The organism is Shinella sp. S4-D37 (genome assembly GCF_040812195.1).
GTDB lineage: Bacteria > Pseudomonadota > Alphaproteobacteria > Rhizobiales > Rhizobiaceae > Shinella.
In genome coordinates this window covers 3,667,670-3,694,078 of the sequence record NZ_JBFNXL010000005.1, presented here as the reverse complement: position 1 = coordinate 3,694,078, position 26,409 = coordinate 3,667,670, and the positions used below count along the sequence as shown (strand labels likewise).

Sequence of the window (26,409 nt, the reverse complement as noted above, 5' to 3'; positions counted from 1 at the left end):
AGCCGGCTAAATATATTAGGGCTGCTGCGCCCGCTTACGCCCCCGACGCATCGAGCGCCGCCATCTGCCTGGCGCTCAGCGTCAGCGTCGCCGCCTTCGTCAGGCTTGCGAGCTGGCCGAGGCTGGTGGCGCTGGCGATCGGCGCGGTGACGGCCGGCTTGGCCATCAGCCAGGCGAGCGCGATCTCGGCGGGGCTCGCGCCGGTTTCGGCCGCCACCTTGTCGAGGGCGGCGAGGATGCGCAGGCCCCGGTCGTCGAGATAGGGCGCGACGCCCTCGCCGCGGGTCCTGCCTTCCGTGTCCGCCTTGGTGCGGTACTTGCCGGTGAGGAAGCCCGAGGCGAGGCTGTAATAGGTGATGACGCCGAGGTCTTCCTTCCGGCAGAGATCGGCCAGCGCGCCCTCGAAACCGGACCGGTCGTAGAGGTTGTATTCCGGCTGGAGCGCGGCGTAGCGCGGCAGGCCGGCCCCGTCGGCCGCCTCGAACGAGGCCTGGAGCTGGCCGGCATCGAGGTTCGACGCGCCGAAGGCGCGCACCTTGCCGGCCTTTACGAGGCTGGCATGGGCTTCCAGCGTCTCCTCGTAGGGTGTCTGCGGGTCCGGCCAATGCGAGAGGTAGAGGTCAATATGGTCGGTCTGCAGCCGCTTCAGCGACGCCTCGACCGCCTCGACGATCCACGCCTTGCGCAGGTCCCGGCGCCCCTGGCCCATGTCGGAGCCGACCTTGGTGATGACCACCACCTTGTCGCGGGCGATGCCGGAGCGCTTCAGCCATCTGCCGATGATCGCCTCGGATTCGCCGCCCTGATTGCCCGGCGCCCAGCGCGAATAGACGTCGGCCGTGTCGATGGCGTTGAAGCCCGCGCCGGTGAAGGCGTCGAGCAGGTCGAAAGAGGTCTTCTCGTCGGCCGTCCAGCCGAAGACGTTGCCGCCGAAGACGAGGGGGGCGATCGAAAGGCCGGTCTTGCCGAGGGCGCGAAACTGCATGGGGTCCTCCAAAGGGTTCGTCATGAAAAGGCCTTCCCAACATAGGGTGCGGCCGAGGCCTTTGCACGTCATGGACCCGACTTTTTGCCCGCCGCCGCGCTTGCGAGGAACGTACCTCGCGACTAGTCTCCTGTCGCAATCAAGGAGAGATCATCATGCTGCGTTTCGGAATCCTGTCGACGGCCAAGATCGGCCGCGAACTCGTCGTGCCGGCCATCCAGGACGCCGAGAACTGCGTCATCACCGCCATTGCCAGCCGCGACCTCGCCAAGGCCCGCGCCATGGCCGACCGCTTCTCGGTGCCGCATGCCTTCGGCTCCTACGAGGAGATGCTGGCCTCGGACATGATCGACGCCGTCTATATCCCGCTGCCGACGTCCCAGCATGTGGAATGGTCGATCAAGGCGGCGGATGCAGGAAAGCATGTGCTGTGCGAAAAGCCGATCGCGCTCAAGGCCGGGGAGATCGACGCGCTGATCGCCGCGCGCGACCGCAACAAGGTGCTGATCTCGGAAGCCTTCATGGTCACCTACAGCCCCGTCTGGCGCAAGGTCCGCGCGCTGCTCGCCGAAGGCGCGATCGGCCGGCTGCGCCATGTGCAGGGCGCCTTCACCTATTTCAACCGCGATCCCGGCAACATGCGCAACGTGCCGGCGCTCGGCGGCGGCGGCCTGCCGGATATCGGCGTCTACCCCACCATCACCACGCGTTTTTCCACCGGCAAGGAGCCGGTCCGCGTGCAGGCGAGCACCGATCGCGACCCGGACTTCGGCACCGACATCTATTCGAGCGTGCGCGCCGATTTCGGCGATTTCGAGCTCTCGTTCTACGTCTCCACCCAGCTCGCCCAGCGCCAGGTCATGGTATTCCACGGCGACAAGGGCTTCATCGAGGTGAAATCGCCCTTCAATGCCGATCGCTACGGGGCGGAGGAGATAGAACTGACCAACCAGGGCCGCAGCGAAAGCCAGCTCTTCCGCTTCCAGGACGCCCGCCAGTACAGGCGCGAGGCGGAGGCCTTCACGCGGGCGGCGCTCGGGGAGGACGAGGAGGTCGTGTCGCTGGAGAATTCGCGCCTCAACCAGAGGCTCATCGACGCCATCTACCGCGCCAGCGAGAAGGACGGCTGGGAGCCGGTCTGAGGCCGGCGGCCTCCGCCGTATAGGCGGCGGAGGCGATGGAGAAAATCAAGCGGCCGGCTGCTTCGTCTTGCGCAGGTAGGGCAGGACGGTATCGAAGGCGCCGAAGCGGGTGATCGCGTCCTCGTTGGAAACGGCGCCGGTGATGATGACGTCGTCGCCCTGTTCCCAGTTGGCGGGCGTCGCCACCTGGTGCTTGCTCGTCAGCTGGATCGAATCGATCGCGCGCAGGATTTCCGCGAAGTTGCGGCCCGTCGTCATCGGGTAGGTGAGGATCAGCTTGATCTTCTTGTCCGGGCCGATGACGAAGACGGAGCGCACGGTGGCGTTGTCGGCGGGCGTGCGGCCTTCCGACGTGTCGCCGGCGGCGGCCGGCAGCATGTCGTAGAGCTTGGCGACCTTCAGGTCCTTGTCGCCGATCAGGGGATATTCGACGTCGAAGCCCGTGGCGGTGCGGATATCCGCCTTCCACTTGACGTGGCTGTCGACCGGGTCGACCGAGATGCCGATGATCTTCACGCCGCGCTTGCGGAACTCGCCCTCGACGCCGGCCATGGCGCCAAGCTCGGTGGTGCAGACCGGGGTGAAGTTCTTGGGATGCGAGAAGAGCACGGCCCAACCGTCGCCGATAAAGTCGTGGAAGCTGACCGGGCCGAGGGTGGTATCGGCGGTGAAGTCCGGAGCGATGTCGTTGATGCGCAGGCTCATGGGGATCGTCCTCTCTTTCGTGCGGAAATCGCGGGATTTCTCCCGCGAGAAACATGTCCGATCGGTAGTAGAACGAAAAATCCGCCTTGCCTATAGCGGCACCCCGTCGCTGCCGGGCCGCCCGGAAGCGCATCTTTGCGCCCTTTTCGCCAGCGGGAAGAAGGCTTTCGGCGACACGCGGATGCCGCGCCAAACCGTTCTGCGAAGCCGGCGGTCCGTGGAAGAGGATTTCTTTTGACCAGAAGGGCGGAATCCGGTGCCGGCGCCGCTTCGAGCCGGCTATCCGTCGATTTCGGCGCGTCCGCTCGTCAGGTCCACGACCATCCGGCCGATCTCATCGGCCTTCTCCGCCGGCGCGCGGAAGGAAAGGCGCGCGCCGCTGTCGTGAAAGGCCTCCCCGTCCATCACGAGGCGCGCAAGGGCGCCAAGCCGCGCCTTGACCAGAGCCAGGTCGGAAAAGCCGAGCGAGACGGACAGCGCGACGCGCTCGACATATTCGGTCTTGGCGGCGGCGCGCAGGCAGGCGGCCGCCGTGCCGCCATAGGCGCGGATGAGGCCGCCGCTGCCGAGCAGGATGCCGCCGAACCAGCGCGTGACGACCACGAGCGTGCGGTCGAGCGCCTGGCCGTCGATCGCCTGAAGGATCGGTTTTCCCGCCGTGCCGCTCGGCTCGCCGTCGTCGCTGAACCGATAGGTCTGGCCGATGCGGAAGGCCCAGCAATTGTGGTTGGCGGCAGGGTCCGACACCTCCGCCAGCCGCGCCTTCGCCTCGGCCTCGCTCTCGACGGGACAGGCGATCGCGCGGAACCGGCTCTTGCGGATCTCCTCTTCGAAAAGCTCTGTCTGGTCCAGCGTGTACACGGGCGCGTTTCCGGTGGCGTCAGACCGCCTCCTACTCCCCCGGCGCCGTCCGTATCAAGTGCGGAGTAGAGCACTAATTCTATAGACTATTGACAGTCGCCACGATTCCGCCATGATGTTGAACGGGACGTTAAACGAATGGGAGCCTACCCGCATGATCTATCTCGGCGGCGTGACGCTTGGTTACTTCAACCTCTATCCCGTCGGCTTCCAGCCGAAGGACGCGCAATCCGACGACGATACGACGGCCGGGCGCGTGACGGAAGACAGGCTGCCGCTCGAAGGCAGCCGGCTGTCCTCCTCCCGCCGCCCGGTGCAATGGCCGCTGCACGTCTTCTTCTGAGACGGGACGGCGCTACAGGAAATCATCGATGATTTCCTGTAGCGGGCGAAGAGAGGTGAACGGGTCAGGCAAGCGCGGGCCAGGCGCCGGACTTCGCCGGCCGAAGGCGCGTTGACGCGCCGGATAGGGATTGCACGCCTGCCTTCCGTTCGGGCCATCGGAGCCGATCAAGACGTGCACGATCTTGCGGCGGATGAGGAGGGGCCGCCTTGCGCCCCTCAGTGCGCCTCGTCCCAGTTGGTCGCCGCCCGTGCGTCCACCTTCAGCGGCACCTTCATCGAGAGCGCCGGCATGGAGGCGTTTTCCATCACGTCGACGATGACGGGGATCGCCTTCCCCACCTCGCCGTCCTCGACCTCGAAGATCAGTTCGTCATGCACCTGCAGCAGCATGCGGGCCGAAAGGCCGGCGGCCGAGAGCGCCGGCTCCATCTTGATCATGGCGCGGCGGATGATGTCGGCGGCCGAGCCCTGGATGGGCGCGTTGATCGAGGCGCGTTCGTTGAAGGCGCGCACCGAGGGATTGGACGACTTGATCTCCGGGTAATGCGCGCGGCGGCCGAAGATGGTTTCGACATAGCCGTTCTCGCGGGCGAAGGCCTTCGTCTGGTCCATGTAGTCCTTGATGCCCGGGAAGCGCTCGAAATATTTCTTGATGTAGTCGCCGGCCTCCGAGCGCTCGATGGAGAGCTGGTTGGCCAGGCCAAAGGCCGAGATGCCGTAGATGATGCCGAAATTGATCGCCTTGGCGCGGCGGCGCACGTCCGACGGCATGCCCTCGACGGGCACGCCGAACATTTCGGACGCCGTCATGGCGTGGATGTCGACGCCATCGGCAAAGGCCTGCTTGAGCTGGGAAATGTCGGCGACATGGGCGAGCACGCGCAGCTCGATCTGGCTGTAGTCGGCCGAGACCAGCTTGTGGCCGGGCGTCGAGATGAAGGCCGTGCGGATCTTGCGGCCTTCCGTCGTGCGCACCGGGATGTTCTGCAGGTTCGGATCGGAGGAGGAGAGGCGACCGGTCGTCGTGGCGGCGAGCGCATAGGACGTGTGCACGCGCTTCGTCTCGGGATGCACGAAGCCGGGCAGCGCGTCCGTATAGGTGGATTTCAGCTTGGTGAGCTGGCGCCAGTCGACGATCTTGCGCGGCAGCGGAAGGCCCTGGGCGGCGAGGTCTTCCAGCACCTGCGCGGAGGTCGACCATTGGCCGGTCTTCGTCTTGGAGGCGCCGGGCAGGCCCATCTTGCCGAACAGGATGTCGCCGAGCTGCTTCGGCGAGCCGATGTTGAAGCGTTCGCCGGCAAGGTCGTAGATCTCGTCCTCGAAGCCGGCGGCGCCCTGCGCGAGTTCGCCGGAAAGGCGGGACAGCACCTGGCGGTCGATGGTGATGCCGCGCTCTTCCATGCGGGCGAGTACCGGCACCAGCGGGCGCTCCAGCCGCTCGTAGACGGTGGTCATGCGGTTGGCGGCGAGCCGCGGCTTCAGGACGTGCCAGAGGCGCAGCGTCACGTCGGCGTCTTCGGCCGCATAGGCCGTGGCGCGGGAAATGTCGACCATGTCGAAGGTCTGCGCGCCCTTGCCCGAGCCGGCGACGTCCTTGTAGGAGATCGGCTTGTGGCCGAGCCAGCGTTCGGAGAGCGTGTCCATGCCGTGCGTGCCGGCCCCCGCATCGAGCGCATAGGACATCAGCATCGTATCGTCGAAACCCTGAACGGTGATGCCGTGGCGGCGCATGACGAGATAGTCGTATTTGAGGTTCTGCGCCACCTTCAGGACGGACGGGTCCTCCAGCAGGCCTTTCAGCCGCTCCAGCGCCTGGCGGATCGGAATCTGCCCCTCGGCGAGCCCGCCGCCAAGCAAGTCGCCGACGCCGGTCTTGTGATTGAGCGGCACATAGCAGGCGCGGATGACGGTGCCGGTCGGGTCCCTGGCGTTGTCGGCGATCGCCAGCGAGAAGCCGCAAAGCTCCGCCTGCATGGCGTCGAGCGAGGTCGTCTCGGTGTCGAAGCCGACGAGGCCGGTCTCGCGCGCGGCGGCGATCCAGCGGTCGAGTGTTTCGACGTCGCGTACCGTCTCATAGGTCGAATGGTCGATCGGCGCGGCGGAGAAGCGTTCGGCGCGTGCCCTTGCGAGCGCGGCGGGCGTGTCGCCGTCGGCGCCGGCTGTGGGCAGCAGCGTTGCGGCGGCCTCGGCCGCCGTCTCCTTGCCGTCGAGTACGAGGGCGGGGCCGGCGACGTCGCCCTTGTCGAGGTCGGGGCCGCGCGCCTCGGCGCCCCATTCGACCGGCACGTCCGCCGGTTCGATCGCGCCGGCATCGCAGTCGCAGGCGTCGGCGACGCGCCGCGTCAGCGTGGTGAATTCCATCGCTTTCAGGAAGCCGATCAGCCGCGGCCCGTCCTGCGGATGCAGGATCAGCTCGTCGAGCGGCATGTCGAGCGGCGTGTCCGTCTTCAGCGTGACGAGCTGGCGGGAGAGCAGCACGAGCTCGCGGTTGGCGATGATGTTCTCGCGGCGCTTGACCTGCTTGATCTCCTCGGCGCGGGCAAGCAGCGTGTCGAGATCGCCGTACTCGGCCAACAACTGGGCGGCGGTCTTCGGGCCGATGCCGGGAACGCCGGGGATATTGTCTGTCGAATCGCCGGTGAGCGACTGGAGGTCGATCATCTTTTCCGGCGGCACGCCCCATTTCTCGATGACCTCGGGAATGGAGATCTGCTTGTCCTTCATGCCGTCGTACATCGAGACGTTCTCGCTCACGAGCTGCATGAGGTCCTTGTCGGAGGAGACGATGGTGACATCCGCGCCGCCCGCCTCCGCAAGGCGGGCATAGGTGGCGATCAGGTCGTCGGCCTCATAGCCTTCCTTCTCGATGCAGGGCAGGTTGAAGGCGCGCGTCGCGTGGCGGATCAGGCCGAACTGCGGGATCAGGTCTTCGGGCGGCGCCGTGCGGTTCGCCTTGTACTGGTCGTAGAGCTCGTTGCGGAAGGTCTTCGAGGAATAGTCGAAGATGACGGCGAAATGGGTCGGCGTCACGCCCACATCGGTGTTGCGCGCATCCTTCAGGAGCTTCCACAGCATGTTGCAGAAACCGGAGACGGCATTGACCGGCAGCCCGTCCGATTTGCGGTTGAGTGGCGGGATGGCGTGGAAGGCACGGAAGATGAAGCCCGAGCCGTCGACGAGGAAGAGATGATCACCTTTTTTCATGGGGGGAATGGATAGCGCGGGCCGCTTTCCGCGTCCATCTTTCATTGTGGGGAGCGGGGCCTTTCGAGGGGCCGGAAAACCTCACGCGAACGTTACCGATTTGTAATTTTCCACGGCCTCCGAATCCCTTGAAAAGCCACATTCGAACCCACAGATATTGGTTATCGGCACCTGATCAAAGCCGTCGTCTGGCACCCGGCCTGTCCCCCGCCGCGCCAGACAAAGGACAAAGGCCTCATCCCCCTCTCCGGGCCTTTGTCCATCATTCGAAGAAGCCGCCGCGACACGCCTCCTGTCGTCGGCGGCTTCTCGTTTTTGGGGCAGATGGATCGCAAGCGATCCATAGTTGTCTTCCCCCTGAAACCGGCATACCCTTCCGCCATGGAATTTGACCGGAAGGAGTCGGCAGCCTACCTCGCCAATCTCCTGGCGAAGGCGGCGTCCCGCGCCCTTCAGGCACGGGCGGACGGGGCCGGCTTTGCGCCGGGCCAGTTCCCGGTCCTCCTGGAACTGTGGAGCGGCGACGGCCTCACCCAGCGCGAACTCCTCGACCGGCTCGACATCGAGCAGGCGACCATGGCCAACACGCTCGCCCGCATGCAGCGCGACGGGCTCATCTCCCGCCGGCGCCACCCGAAGGACAAGCGCGCCCAGCTCGTCTTCCTGACGAGCCGCGGCAAGGCGCTGCGCGAGACCGCGATGGCGGCGGCCTCGGCCACCGAAGACACGCTCTTCCAGGGCTTCCGGCGCTTCGAACGGGAGCTGCTCCTGGAATACATGCGCATGGTGCTCGCCAATCTCGGCCGTGATCCGCGCCTCTGATCGTCATACGATTTGCCCTGACCGAGCCGATCGGTCTAATGTCGCGCCGAAATTCATTTGATTTGCCGCATGTTGCACCGCAAACGCGCGCCCGCACCATGTTCTGGGGGTTCATCCATGACCAACATCCTGCCCGTCCTCGATCGCGCCAGCGCCGGCATCCCGGCCAGCCTCGAACGCCTGTTCGAACTGGTGCGCATCAAGTCCATCTCCACGGACCCGGCCTTCAAGGCGGAATGCCGCCGGGCCGCCGAATGGCTGGTCAGGGAGCTCCGCTCGCTCGGCTTCGACGCGACGGTGCGCGATACGCCCGGCCACCCGATGGTCGTCGCCCATCACGACGCGGCGAAGCCCGATGCGCCGCATGTCCTGTTCTACGGCCATTACGACGTCCAGCCGGTCGACCCGCTGAACCTTTGGGACCACGATCCCTTCGACCCGGCGGTGCGTGATGCCGGCAAGGGCCGACGCGTCATCACCGGCCGCGGCACCTCCGACGACAAGGGCCAGCTCCTGACCTTCGTGGAAGCCTGCCGCGCCTACAAGGAGACGACGGGCGGCCTGCCTTGCCGCGTCACCATCCTCTTCGAAGGCGAGGAGGAGTCCGGCTCGCCCTCGCTCAAGCCGTTCCTCGAGGCCAATGCCGCCGAGCTGACGGCCGATTTCGCCCTCGTCTGCGATACCAGCATGTGGGATGCCGACACGCCGGCGATTTCCGCGGGCCTGCGCGGCCTCGTCGGCGAGGAGATCGTCGTCAAGGCGGCCGACCGGGACCTGCATTCCGGCTATTTCGGCGGGGCGGCGGCAAACCCGATCCATATCCTGTCGCATATCCTCGCCGGCCTGCACGACGAGACCGGCCGCGTGACGCTCGACGGCTTCTATGACGGCGTCGAGGAGACGCCGGACGAGATCAAGGCGGCCTGGGAAAAGCTCGGCAGCTCGGCCGAAAGCTTCCTCGGCGAGATCGGCCTGTCGGTCCCCTCCGGCGAAAAGGGCCGCTCCGTGCTGGAACTCACCTGGGCGCGCCCGACCGCCGAGGTCAACGGCATCACCGGCGGCTATACGGGCGAGGGCTTCAAGACGGTGATCGCCGCCGAGGCCTCGGCAAAGGTCTCCTTCCGCCTCGTCGGCAAGCAGGATCCGGCGAGGATCCGCGATGCGTTCCGGGCCTATGTGCGGGCACGCATCCCGGCGGATTGCTCGGTGACGTTCCATGCCCACGGCGGCTCGCCGGCCATCCAGCTCCCCTATGATTCCGCGCTGCTCGGCAAGGCGAAGGCCGCGCTCTCCGACGAATGGCCGAAGCCCGCCGTCGTCATCGGCATGGGCGGCTCCATCCCGATCGTCGGCGATTTCCAGAAGATGCTCGGCATGGAATCGCTGCTCGTCGGCTTTGCGCTGTCGGACGACCGCATCCATTCGCCGAACGAGAAATACGAGCTGCGTTCCTTCGAGAAGGGCATCCGCTCCTGGGTGCGCATTCTTTCGGCGCTGGCGGCGCGCTGACGCAGATGTGATGACATGGGAGGCCAGCGTTAACCGGACGGAACGGAAATGCTGGTTTCCTCAAGAACAAGGGCCGCGCGCCGACAGGCGACGACGGCCCGGGCATGGGAAAGGGTGAGGATGGCATCAGGAAGGATCGCGAGAAACCCTCGCTGCCCGGGCTATGGGGCGCCGGGAGCAGGGGGCAGGGCAGGATGAAGCGGCTGAGAAAATTCTTCTGGCCGCTCGTCAGCACCGCCGCGATCATCCTGTCGGTCTACATCCTCTACAGGGACCTTCGCGGCCTGTCGCTCGACGAGTTCGTGGCGAGCCTCCATGCCATCCCGGTCTCCGGCTGGCTCATGGCCTGCGGCGCGACGCTGGTCGCCTATGCCGCGCTCGCCGCCTACGACCACCTGGCGCTCGAACATCTCGGCCACCGCATCTCGCTGTGGTTCATCACCATCACCTCCTTCACCACCTATGCGCTGTCGCACAATATCGGCGCCTCGGTGTTTTCCGGCGCGCTGGTGCGCTACCGCGCCTATACGTCGAAGGGGCTCACCGGATCGGAGGTCGGCGTCCTCGTCGCCTTCTGCTCCTTCACCTTCGCGCTCGGCACGGTCATGCTGTTCGGCCTCGTCCTGGTGCTGGAGCCGGAGATCGTCGGGCGGTTCGCCGAATTCCTGCCGATCGAGGCAGCCTTTTCGACGGGCGTCTTCATCCTCGCCCTGGTGGCGCTCTATGTGATCGGCAGCCTCGTCGGCTTCAGGCCGATCGATACGCGCTGGCTGAAGCTGGAATATCCCAAGCCCTCGCTGGTCGCCCGCCAGCTCGTCATCGCGCCGATCGAGCTGATCGGGGCGGCGGCGATCATCTATTTCGTGCTGCCGGCAGAGGGCAATCCGGGGTTCTTCGTCGTGCTCGGCATCTTCCTCGCCTCCTTCTCGGTGGCGCTGCTCTCGCACGCGCCGGGCGGCATCGGCGTCCTGGAGCTGGTCTTCATCGCCGGCCTGCCGGACATGGATCCGGCCGTGGTGCTGGCCGCGCTCGCCGTTTTCCGGCTGTTCTACCTGATCATCCCCTTCATCATGGCGCTGGTGGTCATCCTCATCTTCGAACGCCGGCGCTTTCTCAGCCGGCCGCGCAACGGCGAGGACTGAAGGACGGGACGTTCGGTTCATCCTGCATTCAGTCGAATTGTTTCATGCTGTCATCCGTCTTGATCACTGTAAACCAGTGACTATCCAAGGGAGACCGACATGAAGACAACGATCAAGGGCGGTATAGCCGCTGCCATGGCCGTCGCCATGTTCGCCACGACATTCGTATCCGCACCGGCCTTCGCCATGCCGATGCCGAAGGTCGGCGCTTCTCAGGCGAGCGATGTGCAGGAGGTGCAGTATCGACGCGAACGTCGCGGCTGGCACAATGGCCATCGCGGCTATCGTCATGAACGCCGCGGCTATCGCCGCCATGCGGACGGCTGGTGGTATCCGCTGGCAGCGTTCGGTGCCGGCGCCATCATCGGCGGCGCGATCGCCAATGACGGCTACGCCCAGCCGCGCTACGAGGGCATCAACCCGCGCCACACCGAATGGTGCTATGCGCGCTACCGTTCCTACCGGGCCTATGACAACACGTTCCAGCCCAATTACGGCGGTCGCCGCGAGTGCCTTTCGCCCTACTATTGAGGCTTTTTCCCGGGCGGCCCGAAAGGTCGCCCGGTCCTTCGTTCAAATCTCCCTCAAACTGTCGGCCCGGCGTTCACCGCTTCTTAACGACCCCTTAAATCGCCGCATTTAAGGTCCAACGGACGCCGACATTTTCGAGGGCATATCCGACCGCTTATGGCAGCCAATCGCAAATCCCAGCGCATCGAACCGTCCTTCCAGGGATCGGGAGGCCGCGACGACGACGATTTCCACGTCGGCGCGGGGGATCGCGTGGCGGGCGGTGGCCGCAAGGCAGGCGGCAAGCCGGCGAAGGCCGCGCGGCCGCGCCGCAGCTCCGGGCGGCGCCGACAGGCTACCGGCGGCGGAATCTTCGGTCTTTTTCGCAGGCTCTTCTACTGGTGCGTCGTGCTCGGCATCTGGGGCGCGATCGGCGTCGGCGGCCTTGTGCTCTATTACGGCGCGCGCATGCCGAGCGCCACGAGCTGGTCGATCCCCGACCGGCCGCCGAACATCAAGATCTTCGCGGTCAGCGGCGATGCCATCGCCAATCGCGGCGTCACCGGCGGCGAGGCGCTGTCGCTGGAGAACATGTCGCCCTATATACCGCAGGCCGTCATCGCCATCGAGGACCGGCGCTTCTATTCGCATTTCGGCGTCGATCCGCTCGGCCTTGCCCGCGCCATGCTCACCAACGTCATGACCGGCCGCATGGTGCAGGGCGGGTCCACGCTGACCCAGCAGCTCGCCAAGAACATGTTCCTCTCGCCCGAGCGCACGCTGGAGCGCAAGGTGCAGGAGGTGCTGCTCGCCTTCTGGCTGGAGCACAAATATTCCAAGGATCAGATCCTTGCGATGTACCTCAACCGCGTCTTCTTCGGCTCCAATTCCTACGGCGTCGAGGCCGCCTCGCGGCGCTACTTCAACAAGTCGGCGCGCGACGTGAACCTTGGCGAGGCCGCGCTTCTCGCCGGTCTCCTGAAAGCGCCCTCGCGCCTTTCGCCGGCGCGCGACCCGGAAGCGGCTGAAGCCCGCGCGCAGGTCGTGCTCGGCGCGATGCGCGAAGAGGGCTTCGTCACCGACACCGAGATCAAGACCGCCATGTCGCAGACGCCGGCGCGGGCGAAGAGCTACTGGTCCGGCGCCCAGCACTATGCCGCCGACATGGTCATGGCGCAGTTGCCGGGCATGATCGGCGACGTCACCGAAGACCTCGTCATCGACACGACGATCGACCTCGACCTGGAGAAGAAGGCCGACGAGGCCATCACCGCGCTCCTCGACAAGGAGGGAGAGAAATCGAGCGCCTCGCAGGCCGCCCTCGTCTCGATCGACGGCACCGGGGCCATCCGGGCCCTCGTCGGCGGGCGGGACTATGCGGAAAGCCAGTTCGACCGCGCCTCCAAGGCCAAGCGTCAGCCGGGCTCGGCCTTCAAGCCCTTCGTCTATGCGGCGGCGCTGGAAGCCGGCCGCTCGCCGCTCTCGGTGCGCAACGACGCGCCGGTGAAGATCGGCAAATGGACGCCAGAGAACTACGACCAGAAATATCGCGGCGAGGTGACGCTCTCCTCCGCGCTTGCCCATTCGCTGAACACGATCGCCGCCCAGCTCGTCATGGAAGTCGGGCCGGACGACGTCATAAAGCTCGCCCGCCGGCTCGGCATCGAATCGGAGTTGCAGTCGAACGCCTCCATCGCGCTCGGCACATCCGAGGTCACGCTGGTGGAGCTGACCGCCGCTTATGCCCCCTTCATGAACGGCGGCTACAAGGCGACGCCGCACATCATCCGCCGCATCTCGACGGCCGACGGCAAGGTGCTCTACGAGAACACCTACGACAACCCGCCGCGCGTTCTGGAGCCGAACATCGTCTCGATGATGAACGGCATGATGATGCGCGTCATCACCGAGGGCACCGGCAAGAACGCCCGCATCCCCGGCTGGCCGGCGGCCGGCAAGTCGGGCACGACGCAGTCCTTCCGCGACGCGCTCTTCGTCGGCTACACCAGCAACCTGACGACCGGCGTCTGGTTCGGCAACGACGACGGCAAATCGATGAAGAAGGTGACGGGCGGCGGGCTTCCGGCAAAGGCCTGGAGCCAGTTCATGACCGCCGCCCACGAGGGCCTTGCGCCTTCGCCGCTCTTCGGCACGGCCGGCGGCGGTGAGCCCGCGGTGGACGCAACGGAGCCGGCCCCCGAAGGCGACCAGCTCTTCGACATCATCTCCCGCACGCTGGGCACGGATGAGCGGGCGGCCGATAACGGCGCGGCCGTGGCCAGCGAGCAGAGGGGAGCGGTTCCTCTCGACGACGGCCTCATTCCGCCCGCCGACGTCGGCGGCGAGCGGCAACCCGGCACCCGCCGCACGACGCTTCTCGACGTGCTGCTGGGTGGCTGACGCTTTTGAACGGCGCCTGTTGCTATGTTCCTGATGTCTTTGTACCACACCAGTGACCCCCATAGATGCTGCCGATGCGATCAATCTCCGCTTGCTCTGCCCTGTTAAGCCGCCTGTTCGTTGCTGGCGCGGTTCGCGGCAGCCTAGATTGGAGAGTGCGAAGTATCGCCCCGACGGCTGATGAGGATCGGGCGGTTGCCGGAACCCTCGTCGACCCATTGTCCGCCATCGCGATTGCCTGCGGGGACACGCGGCTGTTCAGGACGGAAGCCGGCCTTCAGTCGCAGGGATAGCGCCAAGGCGCGGATTTCGACGGTTATCGCCGCATATCGGTAGCTTGATTGTAAAAAGCTTGGTTCAGTCGGGTCCGGCGAGATCATTTGCCACACAGTCCGCCCTCAATTCAGTCGGACAAGTGCGCGCGGTAGCAGCGACGGGTATGAATTGAATTCGGGAAAAACCCTATAACGAGTTCAAGCGAAGGAATGTATTGCGTATTTTCTTCAGCAATTTTCTTTTCTGCGCCTCCGTTCATGCCGGAAGTTCTACATTTCCGTACTTGAAATCCCTATCTCCCACAGAACCGCCGGCGCCTATATCGGCCGCTTGAATCCCCCGGGAGGATTATGGTTGATTGCGGGTTGCGGCGGCAGTACACCAAGCCCATCGGACGCGCTGATTTTGCGCGCTTTGCGGCCCGGCAATGTCTTGCAGTCGTCCGGAGGGCTCCTTATATACGCCGCAAGGCAGGGCTGCGGCCCGTGCTTTTGTGAAGACCATACCATTAGGGGCTGCCAATCGAATGCCTGAATGGGTTCCGGCAGCTCGCTTGAAGGAGAGAATGACATGGCTAAAGTAATCGGTATCGACCTCGGGACGACCAATTCCTGCGTCGCCGTCATGGATGGCAAGGACGCAAAAGTTATCGAAAATGCCGAAGGCGCGCGCACGACGCCTTCCATGGTCGCCTTCACCGAAGACGGTGAGCGGCTGACCGGCCAGCCGGCCAAGCGCCAGGCGGTCACCAACCCGGAAAACACCCTGTTCGCCGTCAAGCGCCTCATCGGCCGCCGCTACGACGACAAGCTCGTCGAGAAGGACAAGGGTCTCGTTCCCTACAAGATCGTCAAGGGCGACAACGGCGATGCCTGGGTCGACGCCCGCGGCAAGGGCTATTCCCCCTCGCAGATCTCCGCGATGATCCTTCAGAAGATGAAGGAAACCGCCGAATCCTATCTCGGTGAAACCATCACCCAGGCCGTCATCACGGTTCCGGCCTACTTCAACGACGCGCAGCGCCAGGCGACCAAGGACGCCGGCAAGATCGCGGGCCTCGAAGTGCTGCGCATCATCAACGAGCCGACGGCTGCCGCGCTCGCCTACGGCCTCGACAAGAAGGACGGCAAGACCATCGCCGTCTACGACCTTGGCGGCGGTACGTTCGACATCTCGGTGCTCGAAATCGGCGACGGCGTCTTCGAAGTGAAGTCGACCAACGGCGACACCTTCCTCGGCGGTGAAGACTTCGACATGCGCCTCGTCGAATATCTCGCGGCCGAGTTCAAGAAGGACCAGGGCATCGACCTGAAGAACGACAAGCTCGCCCTGCAGCGCCTCAAGGAAGCTGCCGAAAAGGCCAAGATCGAGCTGTCCTCCTCGCAGCAGACCGAGATCAACCTGCCGTTCATCACGGCGGATGCGACCGGTCCGAAGCACCTGACGATGAAGCTGTCGCGCGCCAAGTTCGAGAGCCTGGTCGACGATCTCGTCCAGCGCACCGTCGCGCCCTGCAAGGCGGCCCTCAAGGATGCCGGCGTCACGGCGGCCGAGATCGACGAAGTCGTTCTCGTCGGCGGCATGAGCCGCATGCCGAAGGTGCAGGAAGTCGTCAAGCAGCTGTTCGGCAAGGAGCCGCACAAGGGCGTCAACCCGGACGAAGTGGTCGCCATGGGCGCCGCCATCCAGGCCGGCGTTCTCCAGGGCGACGTCAAGGACGTCCTGCTCCTCGACGTGACCCCGCTGTCGCTGGGCATCGAAACGCTGGGCGGCGTCTTCACCCGTCTGATCGATCGCAACACGACGATCCCGACGAAGAAGAGCCAGACCTTCTCGACCGCCGAGGACAACCAGTCGGCCGTGACCATCCGCGTCAGCCAGGGCGAGCGCGAAATGGCCGCCGACAACAAGCTGCTCGGCCAGTTCGACCTCGTCGGCATTCCGCCGGCCCCGCGCGGCATGCCGCAGATCGAGGTCACCTTCGACATCGACGCCAACGGCATCGTGCAGGTCTCGGCCAAGGACAAGGGCACCGGCAAGGAGCACCAGATCCGCATCCAGGCCTCCGGCGGTCTCTCCGACGCGGACATCGAGAAGATGGTCAAGGATGCCGAGGCCAATGCCGAGGCCGACAAGAAGCGCCGTGAGGGTGTCGAGGCGAAGAACCAGGCCGAAAGCCTGATCCACTCCTCGGAGAAGTCGCTGAAGGAATACGGCGACAAGGTCACGGAAGCGGACCGCAAGGCCATCGAGGACGCGATTGCCGACCTCAAGACCGCCGTCGAAGCCTCCGAGCCCGACGCAGACGACATCAAGGCCAAGACCAACACGCTCATGGAAGTCTCCATGAAGCTCGGTCAGGCGATCTACGAGGCCCAGCAGGCCGAAGAGAACGCCTCCTCCGGCGAGGCCGGCGACAATGTCGTCGATGCCGACTACGAGGAAGTCAAGGACGACGACGACCGCAAGAAGTCGGCCTGAGGCACCTGAATTGCCGGCTGCGCGAAGGCGCGCGGCCGGCGCAGTGGATAGCGAAAAGGCGGAAGTCAGCGCGAAGGGAAAAAGACAAGATGATCACTCCCGTTCACCGCGGCGACGATGTCTTGGCTTCTCCTTCGCTCCAGCTTCCGCCTTTTCGCATGCGTGCTTTCCAGGCGCAGGCCAAGGCAAGCTTCCAGGTCCATAACAAGAAGACCGTTCCAACGAAACGGACGTGAACCCGAATGGCAAAAGCTGATTTTTACGAGACGCTGGGTGTCTCCAAGACCGCCGACGAGAAGGAGCTGAAGAGCGCCTTCCGCAAGATGGCGATGAAGTATCACCCGGACAAGAATCCGGGCGATGCCACGGCCGAGCAGACGTTCAAGAACGTCAACGAGGCCTATGAGACGCTCAAGGACCCGCAGAAGCGCGCGGCCTACGACCGTTACGGCCACGCTGCCTTCGAGCAGGGCGGCATGGGCGGTGGCGGCGGTGCCGGCTTCCAGGGCGGCGGCTTCTCCGACATCTTCGAAGACATTTTTGGCGAGATGATGGGCGGCGGGCGCCAGCGGCGCTCCTCCGGTGGGCGCGAGCGCGGCGGGGACCTGCGCTACAACATGGAAATCTCGCTGGAAGAGGCCTATAGCGGCAAGACCGCGCAGATCCGCGTGCCGACGTCGATCACCTGCGACGTCTGTACCGGCACCGGTGCCAAGCCCGGCACCAGCCCGAAGACCTGCGCCACCTGCCAGGGCTCCGGCCGCGTGCGCGCCGCTCAAGGATTCTTCTCGGTCGAGCGTACCTGCCCGACCTGCCACGGCCGCGGCCAGACGATCAGCGATCCCTGCACCAAGTGCCACGGCCATGGCCGCGTCACGGAAGAGCGCTCGCTGTCGGTCAACATTCCAGCCGGCATCGAGGACGGCACGCGCATCCGGCTTTCCGGCGAAGGCGAGGCGGGCGTGCGCGGGGGACCGGCGGGCGACCTCTATATCTTCCTGTCGGTCAAGCCACATGAATTCTACCAGCGCGACGGGGCGGACCTCTACTGCGCCGTGCCGATCTCGATGACGACGGCGGCGCTGGGCGGCACGTTCGACGTGGCGACGCTGGATGCCACGAAGTCGCGCGTCTCGGTGCCGGAAGGCACCCAGGCCGGCCGGCAGTTCCGCCTGAAGGGCAAGGGCATGCCGGTGCTGCGCTCCACGCAGGTCGGCGATCTCTACATCCAGATCCAGATCGAGACGCCGCAGAAGCTGACCAAGCGCCAGCGCGAGCTTCTCAAGGAATTCGAGGAGATCTCCTCGAAGGACAACAATCCGGAATCCTCGGGCTTCTTCGCGCGGATGAAGGAATTCTTCGAAGGCTGACCGCCTTTTGCCGGACACCGGAAAGCCGGGGTGGAGACATCCCGGCTTTTTCGTGCGCGACCGGTCGGCCGATCCTTCAGCCTGCGGCGCGAAGCAGCGTCAGGCGGCCGTCGCCGTCGCGCTCCACCGTCACGCCCTCATAGCTTTCCAGCGTCGGATGCCCGGTCTCGATCGGGTGGTGGTGCGTCGCCGTCATCACCGCGACATGGGCGCCCGCGCCCTCGCCGGCGAGAATGCCCGCCGGGACGTCCTCGAAGACCAGGCAATCGGCCGGATCGAAGCCGAGGCGTTCGGCGCCGAGCTTGTAGCCGTCCGGTGCCGGCTTGCCGCGCGTCACGTCGTTCGCCGTCACGATGACGGTTGGCAGCGGAATGCCGGCGGCGGCGAGGCGGCGATGGGCGAGCGCCACCGGCGCCGAGGTGACGATGCCCCAGCGACCGGCCGGCAGGGCGGAAAGGAAGGCTATCGCGCCGGGGATCGGCACCACGCCCTCGACATCCTCGATCTCCTCGCGTTCTACTTCCCTGGCCTCGGCGAGGGGATCGACGCCCGGCAGGCCGAGCCGCGTGATCGTGTCGATGCCGCGCACGCCATGCATGGTCGGCAGGAAGGTCGCTACATCCAGCCCGTGCTTCAACGCCCAGCGCGTCCACACGCGCTCGGTCGCCGGAATGGAATTGATGATCGTGCCGTCCATGTCGAAGAGGAAGGCGGAGAACGAACGGTCGAAGACGGGACGGGAAGTGGACAAGGCGGAGGACCTGCTGGCTGGGAGGGGGAGGGCGCAAGGGCGGGCGGGTCCTTCCGCTTATCGTCTCCCGTCCGCGCAGGCAACCACTCTCCGGCTTTCTGCTGTTGCCCGATCCATGCGAATACTCTAGCTCTCACCCCCATGCCGCACAAGGTTTTCCTCTCCCGCCTCAAGCTCACGGATTTCCGCAACTATGCGGGCCTGTCGCTGCCGCTCGACGGGCGGCATGTCGTGCTGACGGGGCAGAACGGCGCCGGCAAGACCAATCTCATGGAGGCCGTCTCCCTGCTGTCGCCGGGCCGGGGCCTGCGCCGCGCGCCCTATGGCGATGTGGTGCGCGCCGGCGCGAGCGGCGGCTTTTCCATCTTCGCCACGCTCGACGGCATGATGGGCGAGGTCGATATCGGCACCGGCACGGAGGGCGGCGACGAAAGCCAGGCGCGAAAACTCCGGCTGAACGGCACGCCCGCCCGCACCGTCGACGAACTGCTCGACCATCTGCGCGTCGTCTGGCTGACGCCCTCCATGGACGGTCTCTTCACCGGCCCCTCCGCCGATCGCCGCCGCTTCCTCGACCGGCTGGTGCTGTCGCTCGATCCCGAGCACGGCCGCCGTGCGGCGGATTTCGAGAAGGCGATGCGCGGCCGCAACCGGCTGCTCTCCGAGCCGCGGCCCGATCCCGCCTGGCTGACGGCGCTGGAAAAGCAGATGGCCGAACTCGGCATCGCCATGGCCCATGCCCGCCACGAACTCGTCGGCCTCCTCTCCGGCCTCGTGGAGGCGGCGCGCGACGACGGGCCGTTCCCCTCGGCCAGCATGCGCCTTTCCGGCTTCCTCGACGGGGAATGGCAGCGCCCGGCCTACGAGATCGAGGACATCTATCTCGCCATGCTGCAGGACGGCCGCTACCGGGACGCCGCCGCCGGCCGCACGCTGGACGGCCCGCACCGCGCCGATCTTTTGATCCGCCACCGCGAGAAGGACATGGAGGCCGAGCGCTGCTCGACGGGCGAGCAGAAGGCGTTGCTTATCGGCCTCGTCCTCGCCCATGCCGGGCTCGTGGGGGGCATGACCGGCCATGCGCCGGTGCTGCTGCTCGACGAGATCGCCGCCCATCTCGACGAGGGCCGCAGGGCCGCGCTGTTCGACCGGGTCGATGCGCTCGGCGGCCAGGCCTTCATGACCGGCACCGACCGGTCGATGTTCGACGCGCTCGGCGATCGCGCGCATTTCCTCACCGTCTCGCATGGAGGCATCGTGCCATGACCGATCCGCTCAGCCCCGAAGAGATCGCGCGCTACCGCCGGCACATCGTGCTCGCCGAGGTCGGCGGCGCGGGCCAGCAGAAGCTGAAGCAGGCGAATGTGCTGATCGTCGGCGCCGGCGGCCTCGGCGCGCCGGTCATCCAGTATCTCGCCGCCGCCGGTATCGGCCATATCGGCGTGCTGGACGACGACACGATCTCCCTCTCCAACCTCCAGCGCCAGGTGATCCACGACACCGCGGGCCTCGGCACGCCGAAGATCGCAAGCGCCGAGGCCGCCGTCGCCCGCCTCAACCCGCATGTCGTCTTCACCGGCATCGCCGAGCGGCTGACGGCGGACAATGCCGCACGCCTCCTTGCCGGCTACGATCTCCTCGTCGACGGCTCGGACAATTTCGACACGCGCTATGCGTCGGCCGATGCGGCGGAGGCCGCGCGCATCCCGCTCGTCACCGGCGCCGTCGGCCGGTTCGATGGCTCGCTGACCGTGCTGAAACCCTACGAGGCGGGGCCGGACGGCACGCTCCATCCCGGCTATCGCGATCTCTTTCCCTCGGCCCCGCCGCCCGGCGTCGTGCCGGCCTGCGCCGAAGCCGGCATCGTCGGTGCGCTGACGGGCGTCGTCGGCACGCTGATGGCGATGGAGGTGATCAAGCTCGTCACGGGCGCCGGCGAACCGCTGGTGGGGCGGCTGCTGCTTTACGACGGGCTGGCGGCGCGGTTCGAGACGCTGAAATACAGGCGGCGTAGGGGCTGATTGTATTTTCTCGGGCGTGCCTGGCCGCTCACCCCCGCCCCGGCAGCACCCGGTCCGGCGGACGGTGGCCGTCGAAGAAGGTGCGGATGTTGATGACGACCTTCTCGCCCATGTCGATGCGCCCTTCCAGCGTCGCCGAGCTCATATGCGGCAGGAGCACGACCTTTCCCTCGGCGGCGAGCTTCAGCAGCTTCGGGTTGACCGACGGCTCGTTCTCGAAGACGTCGAGGCCGGCGCCGGCGATCCTGCCCTCGCGCAGGCACTTGATCAGCGCCGTCTCGTCGATGATGCCGCCGCGCGCCGTGTTGACGATGTAGCTCGTCGGCTGCATCAATTCGAGCCTTCGGGCCGACAGAAGGTGATAGGTCGCCGGCGTCGAGGGGCAGTTGACCGAGACGATGTCGACGCGCGCCAGCATCTGGTCGAGGCTGTCCCAATAGGTCGCTTCCAGCGCGTCTTCCGTGTCCGGGCGCACGCGGTGACGGTTGTGGTAGTGGATGGAGAGGCCGAAGGCCTTGGCGCGGCGGGCGACGGCGGTGCCGATGCGCCCCATGCCGACGATGCCGAGGCGCTTGCCCCAGATGCGCCGGCCGAGCATCCAGGTCGGGGACCAGCCGGCCCATTCGCCCTTGCGGTCCGTCAGGATGCGTGCCCCTTCGGCAAGGCGGCGCGGCGCGGCGAGGATGAGCGCCATCGTCATGTCGGCGGTGTCCTCGGTCAGCACGTTCGGCGTGTTGGTGACGGTGATGCCGCGTTTGGCGGCCGCCTCCACGTCGACATTGTCGACGCCGTTGGAGAAGCACGCGATCAGCTTCAGTTGCGGGCCGGCCTGCTCGATGAGCGCGGCGTCGATCCGGTCCGTCAGCGTCGGCACCAGGACGTCGGCCGATTTGACGGCGGCGACGAGTTCGGGCTGGCTGCGCGGCGTGTCGTCGATGTTGAGTTCGGCGTCGAACAGCTCGCGCATGCGGGTCTCCACGACCTCCGGCAGGCGGCGGGTGATGTAGACCTTCGGTTTTTTCTTCTGGGTCATGGGCTGTTCCGGCGTCCTGTTGACGGGTCCTTAACCAAGTTGGGCAAGGATTGCTTCATCAGGGGCATTTTCTACCAGACCCGGTCGCGAAGACAATCCGCCCTCTTCGGCGTTCGCGCGATTTGCCACTTTGCGCCGGTCCGGCAGGGTGATGCCCTCTCCAGTTTGTGCGGATCGTCCATGCGTAACCTCGTCCTGCGTCTCAGCCTTGCCGCCCTTGCGGGCATCCTCGTCTCCGTTGCAGGCGTCCAGTACGCCCATGCCCAGGCGGCCAAGGGGCCGAGCGGCCTGCCGCTGCCCCGCTTCGTCAGCCTCAAGGCGAAAAGCGTCAACCTGCGCGTCGGCCCCAGCGTCGACTATGCCGTCGCCTGGCGCTATCTCAAGTCCGGCGTTCCGGTGGAGATCATCCAGGAATACGACAACTGGCGCCGCATCCGCGATGCGGACGGCACGGAGGGCTGGGTCAACCAGGCGCTGCTCTCCGGCGAGCGCACGGCGGTGACCGCGCCGTGGATGCGCGGCAAGGGCGAGGGCATCTTCGTCAACATGCGCCGCGACGCCATGTCGAACTCGTCGGTCATCGCGAAGATCCAGCCCGGCGTCGTCGTCAAGGTCGGCGAATGCAACGGCGACTGGTGCCGCGCCGAGGCGGACGGCACGGCCGGCTGGGTCTCGCAGAACGAGATCTGGGGCGCCTATCCGGGCGAGGCCTTCAAATAAGGCGGGCCTTGCGGGCTTCGTCGGCCAGCGACAGCAGCGGGCGGGGCCCGACCTGCTGGATGACGAGGCCGGCGGCAAGGCTGCCGAGCCGGCCGCAATCGGAAAGCGGCCGTCCGGCCGTATAGCCGTAGAGGAAGCCGGCGGCATAGAGGTCGCCCGCACCCGTCGTGTCGACGACGCTGGGAATGCTGATCGCATCCACCTTGGTGCGCGCGCCCTTCGACAGGATGACCGAGCCTTCCTCGCTCATCGTCACCGCCGCCATCCGGCAATCCTGCGCAATGCGCGTGAGCGCCTCCTCGAAATCCTCGGTCTCGTAGAGCGCGAGCGCCTCCGCCTTGTTGGCGAAGACGATGTCGATCGTGCCGGAGCGCATCAGGTCGAGGAACTCGTCGCGGTAGCGATGCACGCAGAAACTGTCCGACAGCGTCATCGACATTTCGCGCCCGTTCGCATGGGCGATGCGGGCGCAGTCGCGGATCGCGTCCTTGGCGCGCGGCGGATCCCAGAGATAGCCTTCGAAATAGGTGACTTTGGCGTCGGCGACGACGCTTTCCTCCACGTCCTCGGGGCCGAGTTCCACGCAGGCGCCGAGATAGGTGTTCATTGAACGCTCGCCGTCGGGCGTGACGAAGATCATCGAGCGGGCGGTGGGCGGCGGGCCGGCCAGCGGCTTCGTCTCGAAATGCACGCCCTGGGCGCGGATGTCGTGGATGAAGATCTCGCCGAGCTGGTCGTTCGCCACCTTGCCGAAATAGGCGGCCCTGCCGCCGAAGCTCGCGACGCCCGAGGCGGTGTTGCCGGCGCTGCCGCCGGAAGCTTCGAGCGCGGGACCCATGCGGGAATAGAGCAGTTCCGCACGTTCCGCATCGATGAGGTTCATCGCCCCCTTGATGATGCCGTTATCCGTGATGAAGGTCTCGTCACAGCGCGCGATGATGTCGACGATGGCATTGCCGACCGTCAGCACGTCGAATTTGGTCATGCGGGTTCCCGTCTCGGTTGGGTAAGAGCCGGGGGTTGGTCTTAACGGATTTTCTGCAAGTTGGAAGAAAAAAAGCCGCTCAGCCGTTTCCGGCGGGCGGCTTCTGCATCTGCTGGCGCATAACCCTTTCAATCGGCACGATTGAAAGAAAGGAATTATGCGCTCGTCAAAAAGCTCAATCCTTGGCGCGTTCCACGTAGGAACCGTCTTCCGTCGCGATGACGACGCGCGTGCCGGCGGTGATGTGCGGCGGCACCAGCGTGCGCACGCCGTTCGACAGCATGGCAGGCTTGTAGGAGGAGGAGGCCGTCTGGCCCTTGACGACCGGTTCCGTCTCGGTGATCTCGAGCGTGACGTGGCGCGGCAGGTCGATGGCGATGGCAACGCCTTCATGCACCGACAGGATGACCATCATGCCTTCCTGGAGATAGGCCTTGAGGTCGCCGATGTCCTCGTGGGACATGGTCAGCTGGTCGTAGCTTTCCGGGTTCATGAAGTGGTAGCCGTCGCCGTCCTCGTAGAGGAAGTTGTGCTCGCGGTCTTCGACGAAGGCGCGTTCGACCTGCTCGGTCGTGCGGTAACGCTCGGAAACCTTCACGCCGTCGGAGATGCGGCGCATGTCGACCTGGGTGACCGGCGTGCCCTTGCCCGGGTGGAAGTTCTGCGCCGTCAGCACGACATAGAGCTTGCCTTCGACCTCGAGGACGTTGCCCTTGCGGACGGAAGAGGCGATGATCTTTACCATAAGTCTTCCTTGTAACTGGATGGATCGCGGCGTAGAGGACCGCCGTGAGACGCCTTCCCCGAGTGCCGAAAATGTGTTTTCGGGGCCGCAACTACCCTATATTCCGGCAAAAGACCAGTCTGTCCGCCGGCAAGCGCGAAGAAACCTGTCATAGAGACGCCATGAGCCCGAAGCCCTCGCCCTGGTGGACGCCCGATGTCCATGCCGACCGCCGGCCGTTTCTCCTGGCGCGAAACCGCATCCAGGCAGCGCTGCGCGGCTGGCTTTCCGCGCGGGATTTCATCGAGGTGGATACGGCGACCTTGCAGGTCTCACCGGGCAACGAGGCGCATCTGCACGCCTTCGAGACCGCCGCGATCGGCCATTCCGGTGCACGGACGCCGCTCTACCTGCACACCTCGCCGGAATTCGCCTGCAAGAAGCTGCTGACGGCGGGGGAAAGGCGCATCGCCTGCTTCGCCCATGTCTACCGCAACCGCGAGCGCGGGCCGCTGCACCACCCCGAATTCACCATGCTGGAATGGTATCGCGCGGGCGAGACCTATGGCGTGCTGATGGCGGACTGCGCCGAGATCCTCGCGCTGGCCGCCGGCGTGACGGGGGCCTCGATGCTCGCCTATCGCGGCGCGACCTGCGACCCGGCCTTGCCGCCGGAGCGGCTGACGGTGGCGGATGCCTTCCGGCGTCATGCCGGCATCGACCTCCTCGCCTCGATCGACCCTGACGGCGCGACGGACCGCGCGCGGCTGGCCGCATCCCTGCGGGCGGCCGGCCTGCGCGTGGCGGAAGACGACACCTGGGCCGACCTCTTCAGCCGCGTGCTGGTGGAAAAGGTCGAGCCGCAGCTCGGCTTCGGCCGCGCCACCATCCTTTGCGAATATCCGACGGCGGAGGCGGCGCTTGCCCGGCCCGCCGCGCAGGACGGGCGCGTGGCCGAGCGCTTCGAGCTCTATGCCTGCGGCGTGGAGCTCGCCAATGCCTTCGGCGAACTGACGGATGCGGGCGAGCAGCGCCGGCGCTTCGAGCTGGAAATGGCGGAAAAGGCCCGCGTCTACGGCGAGGCCTATCCGCTCGACGAGGATTTCCTTACCGCGCTCGCCCATATGCCCGAGGCCAGCGGCATCGCGCTCGGCTTCGACCGGCTGGTCATGCTGGCGACGGGCGCCGCGCGCATCGACCAGGTGATCTGGGCGCCGGTGGCGGAGACCGCGCCATGACGGCGGCGCGCAGCCTGACGACCGTGGCGGAGCTGGTCAAGGCCGGGCTCGTTCCCGAGGCGGGGCGGGCCGGTGCGGCGGCGGTTGCCGCGCGCTATGCCGTCGCCGTCACGCCGCCGCTCGTCGCGCTGATCGACCCGGACGATCCTGATGATCCCATTGCCCGCCAGTTCGTGCCCGATCCCGCGGAACTCGCGACCCTGCCGGAGGAGCGCGCCGACCCGATCGGCGATCTTGCGCACAGCCCCGTCGAGGGCATCGTGCACCGATATCCCGACCGCGTCCTCCTGAAGGCCGTGCATGTCTGCCCGGTCTATTGCCGCTTCTGCTTCCGCCGCGAGATGGTCGGGCCGGAAGGGCTCGGCACCCTGTCGGCCCAGGCACTCGACGCGGCGATCGCCTATGTCGCCGGCCGACCGGAAATCTGGGAGGTCATTCTGACGGGCGGCGATCCGCTCGTGCTCTCGCCGCGGCGGCTCGGCGACATCATGAAACGCCTTGCCGCAATCGACCATCTGAAGATCGTGCGCTTCCATAGTCGCGTGCCGGTGGTCGATCCAGGCCGCATCGACGCGGCATTGATCGATGCTCTGAAATCCTCCGGCAAGACAACCTATGTGGCGCTGCACGCCAACCATCCGCGCGAATTCACGGCCGAGGCCCGCGCGGCCGTCGCCCGCATCGTCGATGCCGGCGTGGCGATGATCAGCCAGACGGTGCTCCTGAAGGGCGTCAACGACGACGCGGCGGTGCTGGCGGACCTGATGCGCACCTTCGTCGAGAACCGGGTCAAGCCCTATTACCTGCACCATCCCGACCTTGCGCCGGGCACCGCGCATTTCCGCCTGACGCTTACCGAGGGCCGGGCGCTGGTCGAAAGCCTGCGCGGCCGCGTCTCCGGCCTCTGCCAGCCGGCCTATATCCTCGACATCCCCGGCGGGCACGGCAAGGTGCGGGCGGATTCGGCGGCGGTCGAAGAGGCGGACGAGGGCTGTTTCCGCCTGCGCGATTTTCGCGGGGCCACGCATCTCTATCCGCCGCGGCCGGACGAGGCGTGACGCCGGCCGAGAGGCTTTTGCATCTTTGTGTGCAGCACCGCCGGATTTCCCGGAATCCCCGCTTTCGGAGGCTTGACGACACTTTCGTCAAAATGCCCACTTTAACCGATTGATAGCGCTGCCCGAC

23 protein-coding genes are annotated in these 26,409 nt (G+C 66.2%); 15 read left to right on the top strand and 8 right to left on the bottom strand.

All coding sequences use genetic code 11. From position 1 onward, the window contains the following. Positions 1 to 34: 34 nt before the first annotated feature. On the bottom strand, positions 35 to 985 hold the full coding sequence (locus AB3G45_RS25690) for an aldo/keto reductase (RefSeq protein ID WP_367833222.1): 951 nt from the start codon (positions 983 to 985) through the stop codon (positions 35 to 37). A gap of 155 nt (positions 986 to 1,140) precedes the next feature. On the opposite strand from AB3G45_RS25690, the gene AB3G45_RS25685 reads away from it, so the two are divergent. Beyond that, entirely contained in the window at positions 1,141 to 2,127 is a 987-nt protein-coding gene (locus tag AB3G45_RS25685; protein WP_367833221.1) for a Gfo/Idh/MocA family protein, read from the top strand. A 45-nt stretch (positions 2,128 to 2,172) separates the two neighbouring features. Here AB3G45_RS25685 and AB3G45_RS25680 read toward each other — a convergent pair whose 3' ends face one another. After that, positions 2,173 to 2,832, bottom strand: coding sequence for a peroxiredoxin (locus AB3G45_RS25680; RefSeq protein ID WP_367833220.1), 660 nt, complete (start codon positions 2,830 to 2,832; stop codon positions 2,173 to 2,175). Between AB3G45_RS25680 and AB3G45_RS25675 the strand changes: the two genes are divergently transcribed. After that, positions 2,819 to 3,070 carry a hypothetical protein gene (locus AB3G45_RS25675; RefSeq protein WP_367833219.1) on the top strand — a complete coding sequence of 84 codons (252 nt, stop codon included), beginning with the start codon at positions 2,819 to 2,821 and terminating at the stop codon, positions 3,068 to 3,070. The two genes, AB3G45_RS25680 and AB3G45_RS25675, sit on opposite strands and share 14 nt — an antisense overlap. Positions 3,071 to 3,111: 41 nt before the next feature. Here the strand turns inward: AB3G45_RS25675 and AB3G45_RS25670 are convergent, their stop codons facing one another. Further along, positions 3,112 to 3,693, bottom strand: a complete 582-nt coding sequence (locus tag AB3G45_RS25670) for a YigZ family protein (RefSeq protein WP_367833218.1) — start codon at positions 3,691 to 3,693, stop codon at positions 3,112 to 3,114. 154 nt (positions 3,694 to 3,847) lie between these two features. Between AB3G45_RS25670 and AB3G45_RS25665 the strand changes: the two genes are divergently transcribed. Further along, entirely contained in the window at positions 3,848 to 4,036 is a 189-nt protein-coding gene (locus AB3G45_RS25665; RefSeq protein ID WP_367833217.1) for a hypothetical protein, read from the top strand. Positions 4,037 to 4,254: 218 nt separating this feature from the next. Here AB3G45_RS25665 and polA read toward each other — a convergent pair whose 3' ends face one another. Continuing rightward, positions 4,255 to 7,242 carry a DNA polymerase I gene (gene polA, locus AB3G45_RS25660; protein ID WP_367833216.1) on the bottom strand — a complete coding sequence of 996 codons (2,988 nt, stop codon included), beginning with the start codon at positions 7,240 to 7,242 and terminating at the stop codon, positions 4,255 to 4,257. Positions 7,243 to 7,623: 381 nt separating this feature from the next. On the opposite strand from polA, the gene AB3G45_RS25655 reads away from it, so the two are divergent. The 7 genes from AB3G45_RS25655 (at position 7,624) to dnaJ (ending at position 17,752) form a co-directional block, all read left to right on the top strand. Further along, complete coding sequence (locus AB3G45_RS25655; RefSeq protein WP_367833215.1) at positions 7,624 to 8,064, top strand: MarR family winged helix-turn-helix transcriptional regulator; 441 nt, start codon at positions 7,624 to 7,626, stop codon at positions 8,062 to 8,064. A 117-nt stretch (positions 8,065 to 8,181) separates the two neighbouring features. Further along, complete coding sequence (locus AB3G45_RS25650) at positions 8,182 to 9,573, top strand: dipeptidase (RefSeq protein ID WP_367833214.1); 1,392 nt, start codon at positions 8,182 to 8,184, stop codon at positions 9,571 to 9,573. A 194-nt stretch (positions 9,574 to 9,767) separates the two neighbouring features. Continuing rightward, complete coding sequence (locus AB3G45_RS25645; RefSeq protein WP_367833213.1) at positions 9,768 to 10,715, top strand: lysylphosphatidylglycerol synthase domain-containing protein; 948 nt, start codon at positions 9,768 to 9,770, stop codon at positions 10,713 to 10,715. 135 nt (positions 10,716 to 10,850) lie between these two features. Then, positions 10,851 to 11,246, top strand: a complete 396-nt coding sequence (locus AB3G45_RS25640) for a BA14K family protein (RefSeq protein ID WP_367833678.1) — start codon at positions 10,851 to 10,853, stop codon at positions 11,244 to 11,246. A gap of 156 nt (positions 11,247 to 11,402) precedes the next feature. Then, on the top strand, positions 11,403 to 13,625 hold the full coding sequence (locus tag AB3G45_RS25635; protein WP_367833212.1) for a transglycosylase domain-containing protein: 2,223 nt from the start codon (positions 11,403 to 11,405) through the stop codon (positions 13,623 to 13,625). A gap of 846 nt (positions 13,626 to 14,471) precedes the next feature. Further along, positions 14,472 to 16,382, top strand: a complete 1,911-nt coding sequence (dnaK, locus tag AB3G45_RS25630; protein ID WP_367833211.1) for a molecular chaperone DnaK — start codon at positions 14,472 to 14,474, stop codon at positions 16,380 to 16,382. Positions 16,383 to 16,624: 242 nt separating this feature from the next. After that, complete coding sequence (gene dnaJ / locus AB3G45_RS25625) at positions 16,625 to 17,752, top strand: molecular chaperone DnaJ (RefSeq protein ID WP_367833210.1); 1,128 nt, start codon at positions 16,625 to 16,627, stop codon at positions 17,750 to 17,752. 76 nt (positions 17,753 to 17,828) lie between these two features. Here the strand turns inward: dnaJ and AB3G45_RS25620 are convergent, their stop codons facing one another. Next, positions 17,829 to 18,503 (bottom strand): HAD-IA family hydrolase, encoded by a 675-nt coding sequence (locus AB3G45_RS25620; protein ID WP_367833209.1) that lies wholly within the window; start codon positions 18,501 to 18,503, stop codon positions 17,829 to 17,831. A 141-nt stretch (positions 18,504 to 18,644) separates the two neighbouring features. Between AB3G45_RS25620 and recF the strand changes: the two genes are divergently transcribed. Then, positions 18,645 to 19,769, top strand: coding sequence for a DNA replication/repair protein RecF (recF, locus tag AB3G45_RS25615; protein WP_367833208.1), 1,125 nt, complete (start codon positions 18,645 to 18,647; stop codon positions 19,767 to 19,769). After that, the gene (moeB, locus tag AB3G45_RS25610) at positions 19,766 to 20,524 is read left to right on the top strand and encodes a molybdopterin-synthase adenylyltransferase MoeB (RefSeq protein ID WP_367833207.1); all 759 of its coding nucleotides are present in this window, start codon (positions 19,766 to 19,768) and stop codon (positions 20,522 to 20,524) included. The genes recF and moeB overlap by 4 nt, the downstream gene beginning before the upstream one ends. Before the next feature lie 28 nt (positions 20,525 to 20,552). Here the strand turns inward: moeB and AB3G45_RS25605 are convergent, their stop codons facing one another. After that, the gene (locus AB3G45_RS25605; RefSeq protein ID WP_367833206.1) at positions 20,553 to 21,557 is read right to left on the bottom strand and encodes a 2-hydroxyacid dehydrogenase; all 1,005 of its coding nucleotides are present in this window, start codon (positions 21,555 to 21,557) and stop codon (positions 20,553 to 20,555) included. 180 nt (positions 21,558 to 21,737) lie between these two features. On the opposite strand from AB3G45_RS25605, the gene AB3G45_RS25600 reads away from it, so the two are divergent. Next, a complete protein-coding gene (locus AB3G45_RS25600) occupies positions 21,738 to 22,277 on the top strand; it encodes an SH3 domain-containing protein (protein ID WP_023514639.1) in 540 nt (179 codons plus the stop codon). Here AB3G45_RS25600 and AB3G45_RS25595 read toward each other — a convergent pair. Together AB3G45_RS25595 and efp are read right to left on the bottom strand one after the other, a co-directional pair. Further along, positions 22,270 to 23,262 (bottom strand): adenosine kinase, encoded by a 993-nt coding sequence (locus AB3G45_RS25595; RefSeq protein ID WP_367833205.1) that lies wholly within the window; start codon positions 23,260 to 23,262, stop codon positions 22,270 to 22,272. The two genes, AB3G45_RS25600 and AB3G45_RS25595, sit on opposite strands and share 8 nt — an antisense overlap. Before the next feature lie 175 nt (positions 23,263 to 23,437). Further along, a complete protein-coding gene (efp, locus tag AB3G45_RS25590) occupies positions 23,438 to 24,007 on the bottom strand; it encodes an elongation factor P (RefSeq protein WP_367833204.1) in 570 nt (189 codons plus the stop codon). A 161-nt stretch (positions 24,008 to 24,168) separates the two neighbouring features. Between efp and epmA the strand changes: the two genes are divergently transcribed. Further along, positions 24,169 to 25,224, top strand: coding sequence for an EF-P lysine aminoacylase EpmA (epmA, locus tag AB3G45_RS25585; protein WP_367833203.1), 1,056 nt, complete (start codon positions 24,169 to 24,171; stop codon positions 25,222 to 25,224). Beyond that, complete coding sequence (locus tag AB3G45_RS25580; protein WP_367833202.1) at positions 25,221 to 26,282, top strand: lysine-2,3-aminomutase-like protein; 1,062 nt, start codon at positions 25,221 to 25,223, stop codon at positions 26,280 to 26,282. Before epmA ends, AB3G45_RS25580 begins: the two co-directional genes overlap by 4 nt. Positions 26,283 to 26,409: the final 127 nt, after the last annotated feature.

Excerpts from the sequence above, each read along its gene's own strand:
- AB3G45_RS25690 (WP_367833222.1), bottom strand. The coding sequence starts at position 985 with ATGCAGTTTCGCGCCCTCGGCAAGACCGGCCTTTCGATCGCCCCCCTC.
- AB3G45_RS25685 (WP_367833221.1), top strand. The coding sequence starts at position 1,141 with ATGCTGCGTTTCGGAATCCTGTCGACGGCCAAGATCGGCCGCGAACTC.
- AB3G45_RS25675 (WP_367833219.1), top strand. The coding sequence starts at position 2,819 with ATGCGCAGGCTCATGGGGATCGTCCTCTCTTTCGTGCGGAAATCGCGG.
- AB3G45_RS25680 (WP_367833220.1), bottom strand. The coding sequence starts at position 2,832 with ATGAGCCTGCGCATCAACGACATCGCTCCGGACTTCACCGCCGATACC.
- AB3G45_RS25665 (WP_367833217.1), top strand. The coding sequence starts at position 3,848 with ATGATCTATCTCGGCGGCGTGACGCTTGGTTACTTCAACCTCTATCCC.
- polA (WP_367833216.1), bottom strand. The coding sequence starts at position 7,242 with ATGAAAAAAGGTGATCATCTCTTCCTCGTCGACGGCTCGGGCTTCATC.
- AB3G45_RS25655 (WP_367833215.1), top strand. The coding sequence starts at position 7,624 with ATGGAATTTGACCGGAAGGAGTCGGCAGCCTACCTCGCCAATCTCCTG.
- AB3G45_RS25650 (WP_367833214.1), top strand. The coding sequence starts at position 8,182 with ATGACCAACATCCTGCCCGTCCTCGATCGCGCCAGCGCCGGCATCCCG.
- AB3G45_RS25645 (WP_367833213.1), top strand. The coding sequence starts at position 9,768 with ATGAAGCGGCTGAGAAAATTCTTCTGGCCGCTCGTCAGCACCGCCGCG.
- AB3G45_RS25640 (WP_367833678.1), top strand. The coding sequence starts at position 10,851 with ATGGCCGTCGCCATGTTCGCCACGACATTCGTATCCGCACCGGCCTTC.
- AB3G45_RS25635 (WP_367833212.1), top strand. The coding sequence starts at position 11,403 with ATGGCAGCCAATCGCAAATCCCAGCGCATCGAACCGTCCTTCCAGGGA.
- dnaK (WP_367833211.1), top strand. The coding sequence starts at position 14,472 with ATGGCTAAAGTAATCGGTATCGACCTCGGGACGACCAATTCCTGCGTC.
- dnaJ (WP_367833210.1), top strand. The coding sequence starts at position 16,625 with ATGGCAAAAGCTGATTTTTACGAGACGCTGGGTGTCTCCAAGACCGCC.
- recF (WP_367833208.1), top strand. The coding sequence starts at position 18,645 with ATGCCGCACAAGGTTTTCCTCTCCCGCCTCAAGCTCACGGATTTCCGC.
- moeB (WP_367833207.1), top strand. The coding sequence starts at position 19,766 with ATGACCGATCCGCTCAGCCCCGAAGAGATCGCGCGCTACCGCCGGCAC.
- AB3G45_RS25605 (WP_367833206.1), bottom strand. The coding sequence starts at position 21,557 with ATGACCCAGAAGAAAAAACCGAAGGTCTACATCACCCGCCGCCTGCCG.
- AB3G45_RS25600 (WP_023514639.1), top strand. The coding sequence starts at position 21,738 with ATGCGTAACCTCGTCCTGCGTCTCAGCCTTGCCGCCCTTGCGGGCATC.
- AB3G45_RS25595 (WP_367833205.1), bottom strand. The coding sequence starts at position 23,262 with ATGACCAAATTCGACGTGCTGACGGTCGGCAATGCCATCGTCGACATC.
- efp (WP_367833204.1), bottom strand. The coding sequence starts at position 24,007 with ATGGTAAAGATCATCGCCTCTTCCGTCCGCAAGGGCAACGTCCTCGAG.
- epmA (WP_367833203.1), top strand. The coding sequence starts at position 24,169 with ATGAGCCCGAAGCCCTCGCCCTGGTGGACGCCCGATGTCCATGCCGAC.
- AB3G45_RS25580 (WP_367833202.1), top strand. The coding sequence starts at position 25,221 with ATGACGGCGGCGCGCAGCCTGACGACCGTGGCGGAGCTGGTCAAGGCC.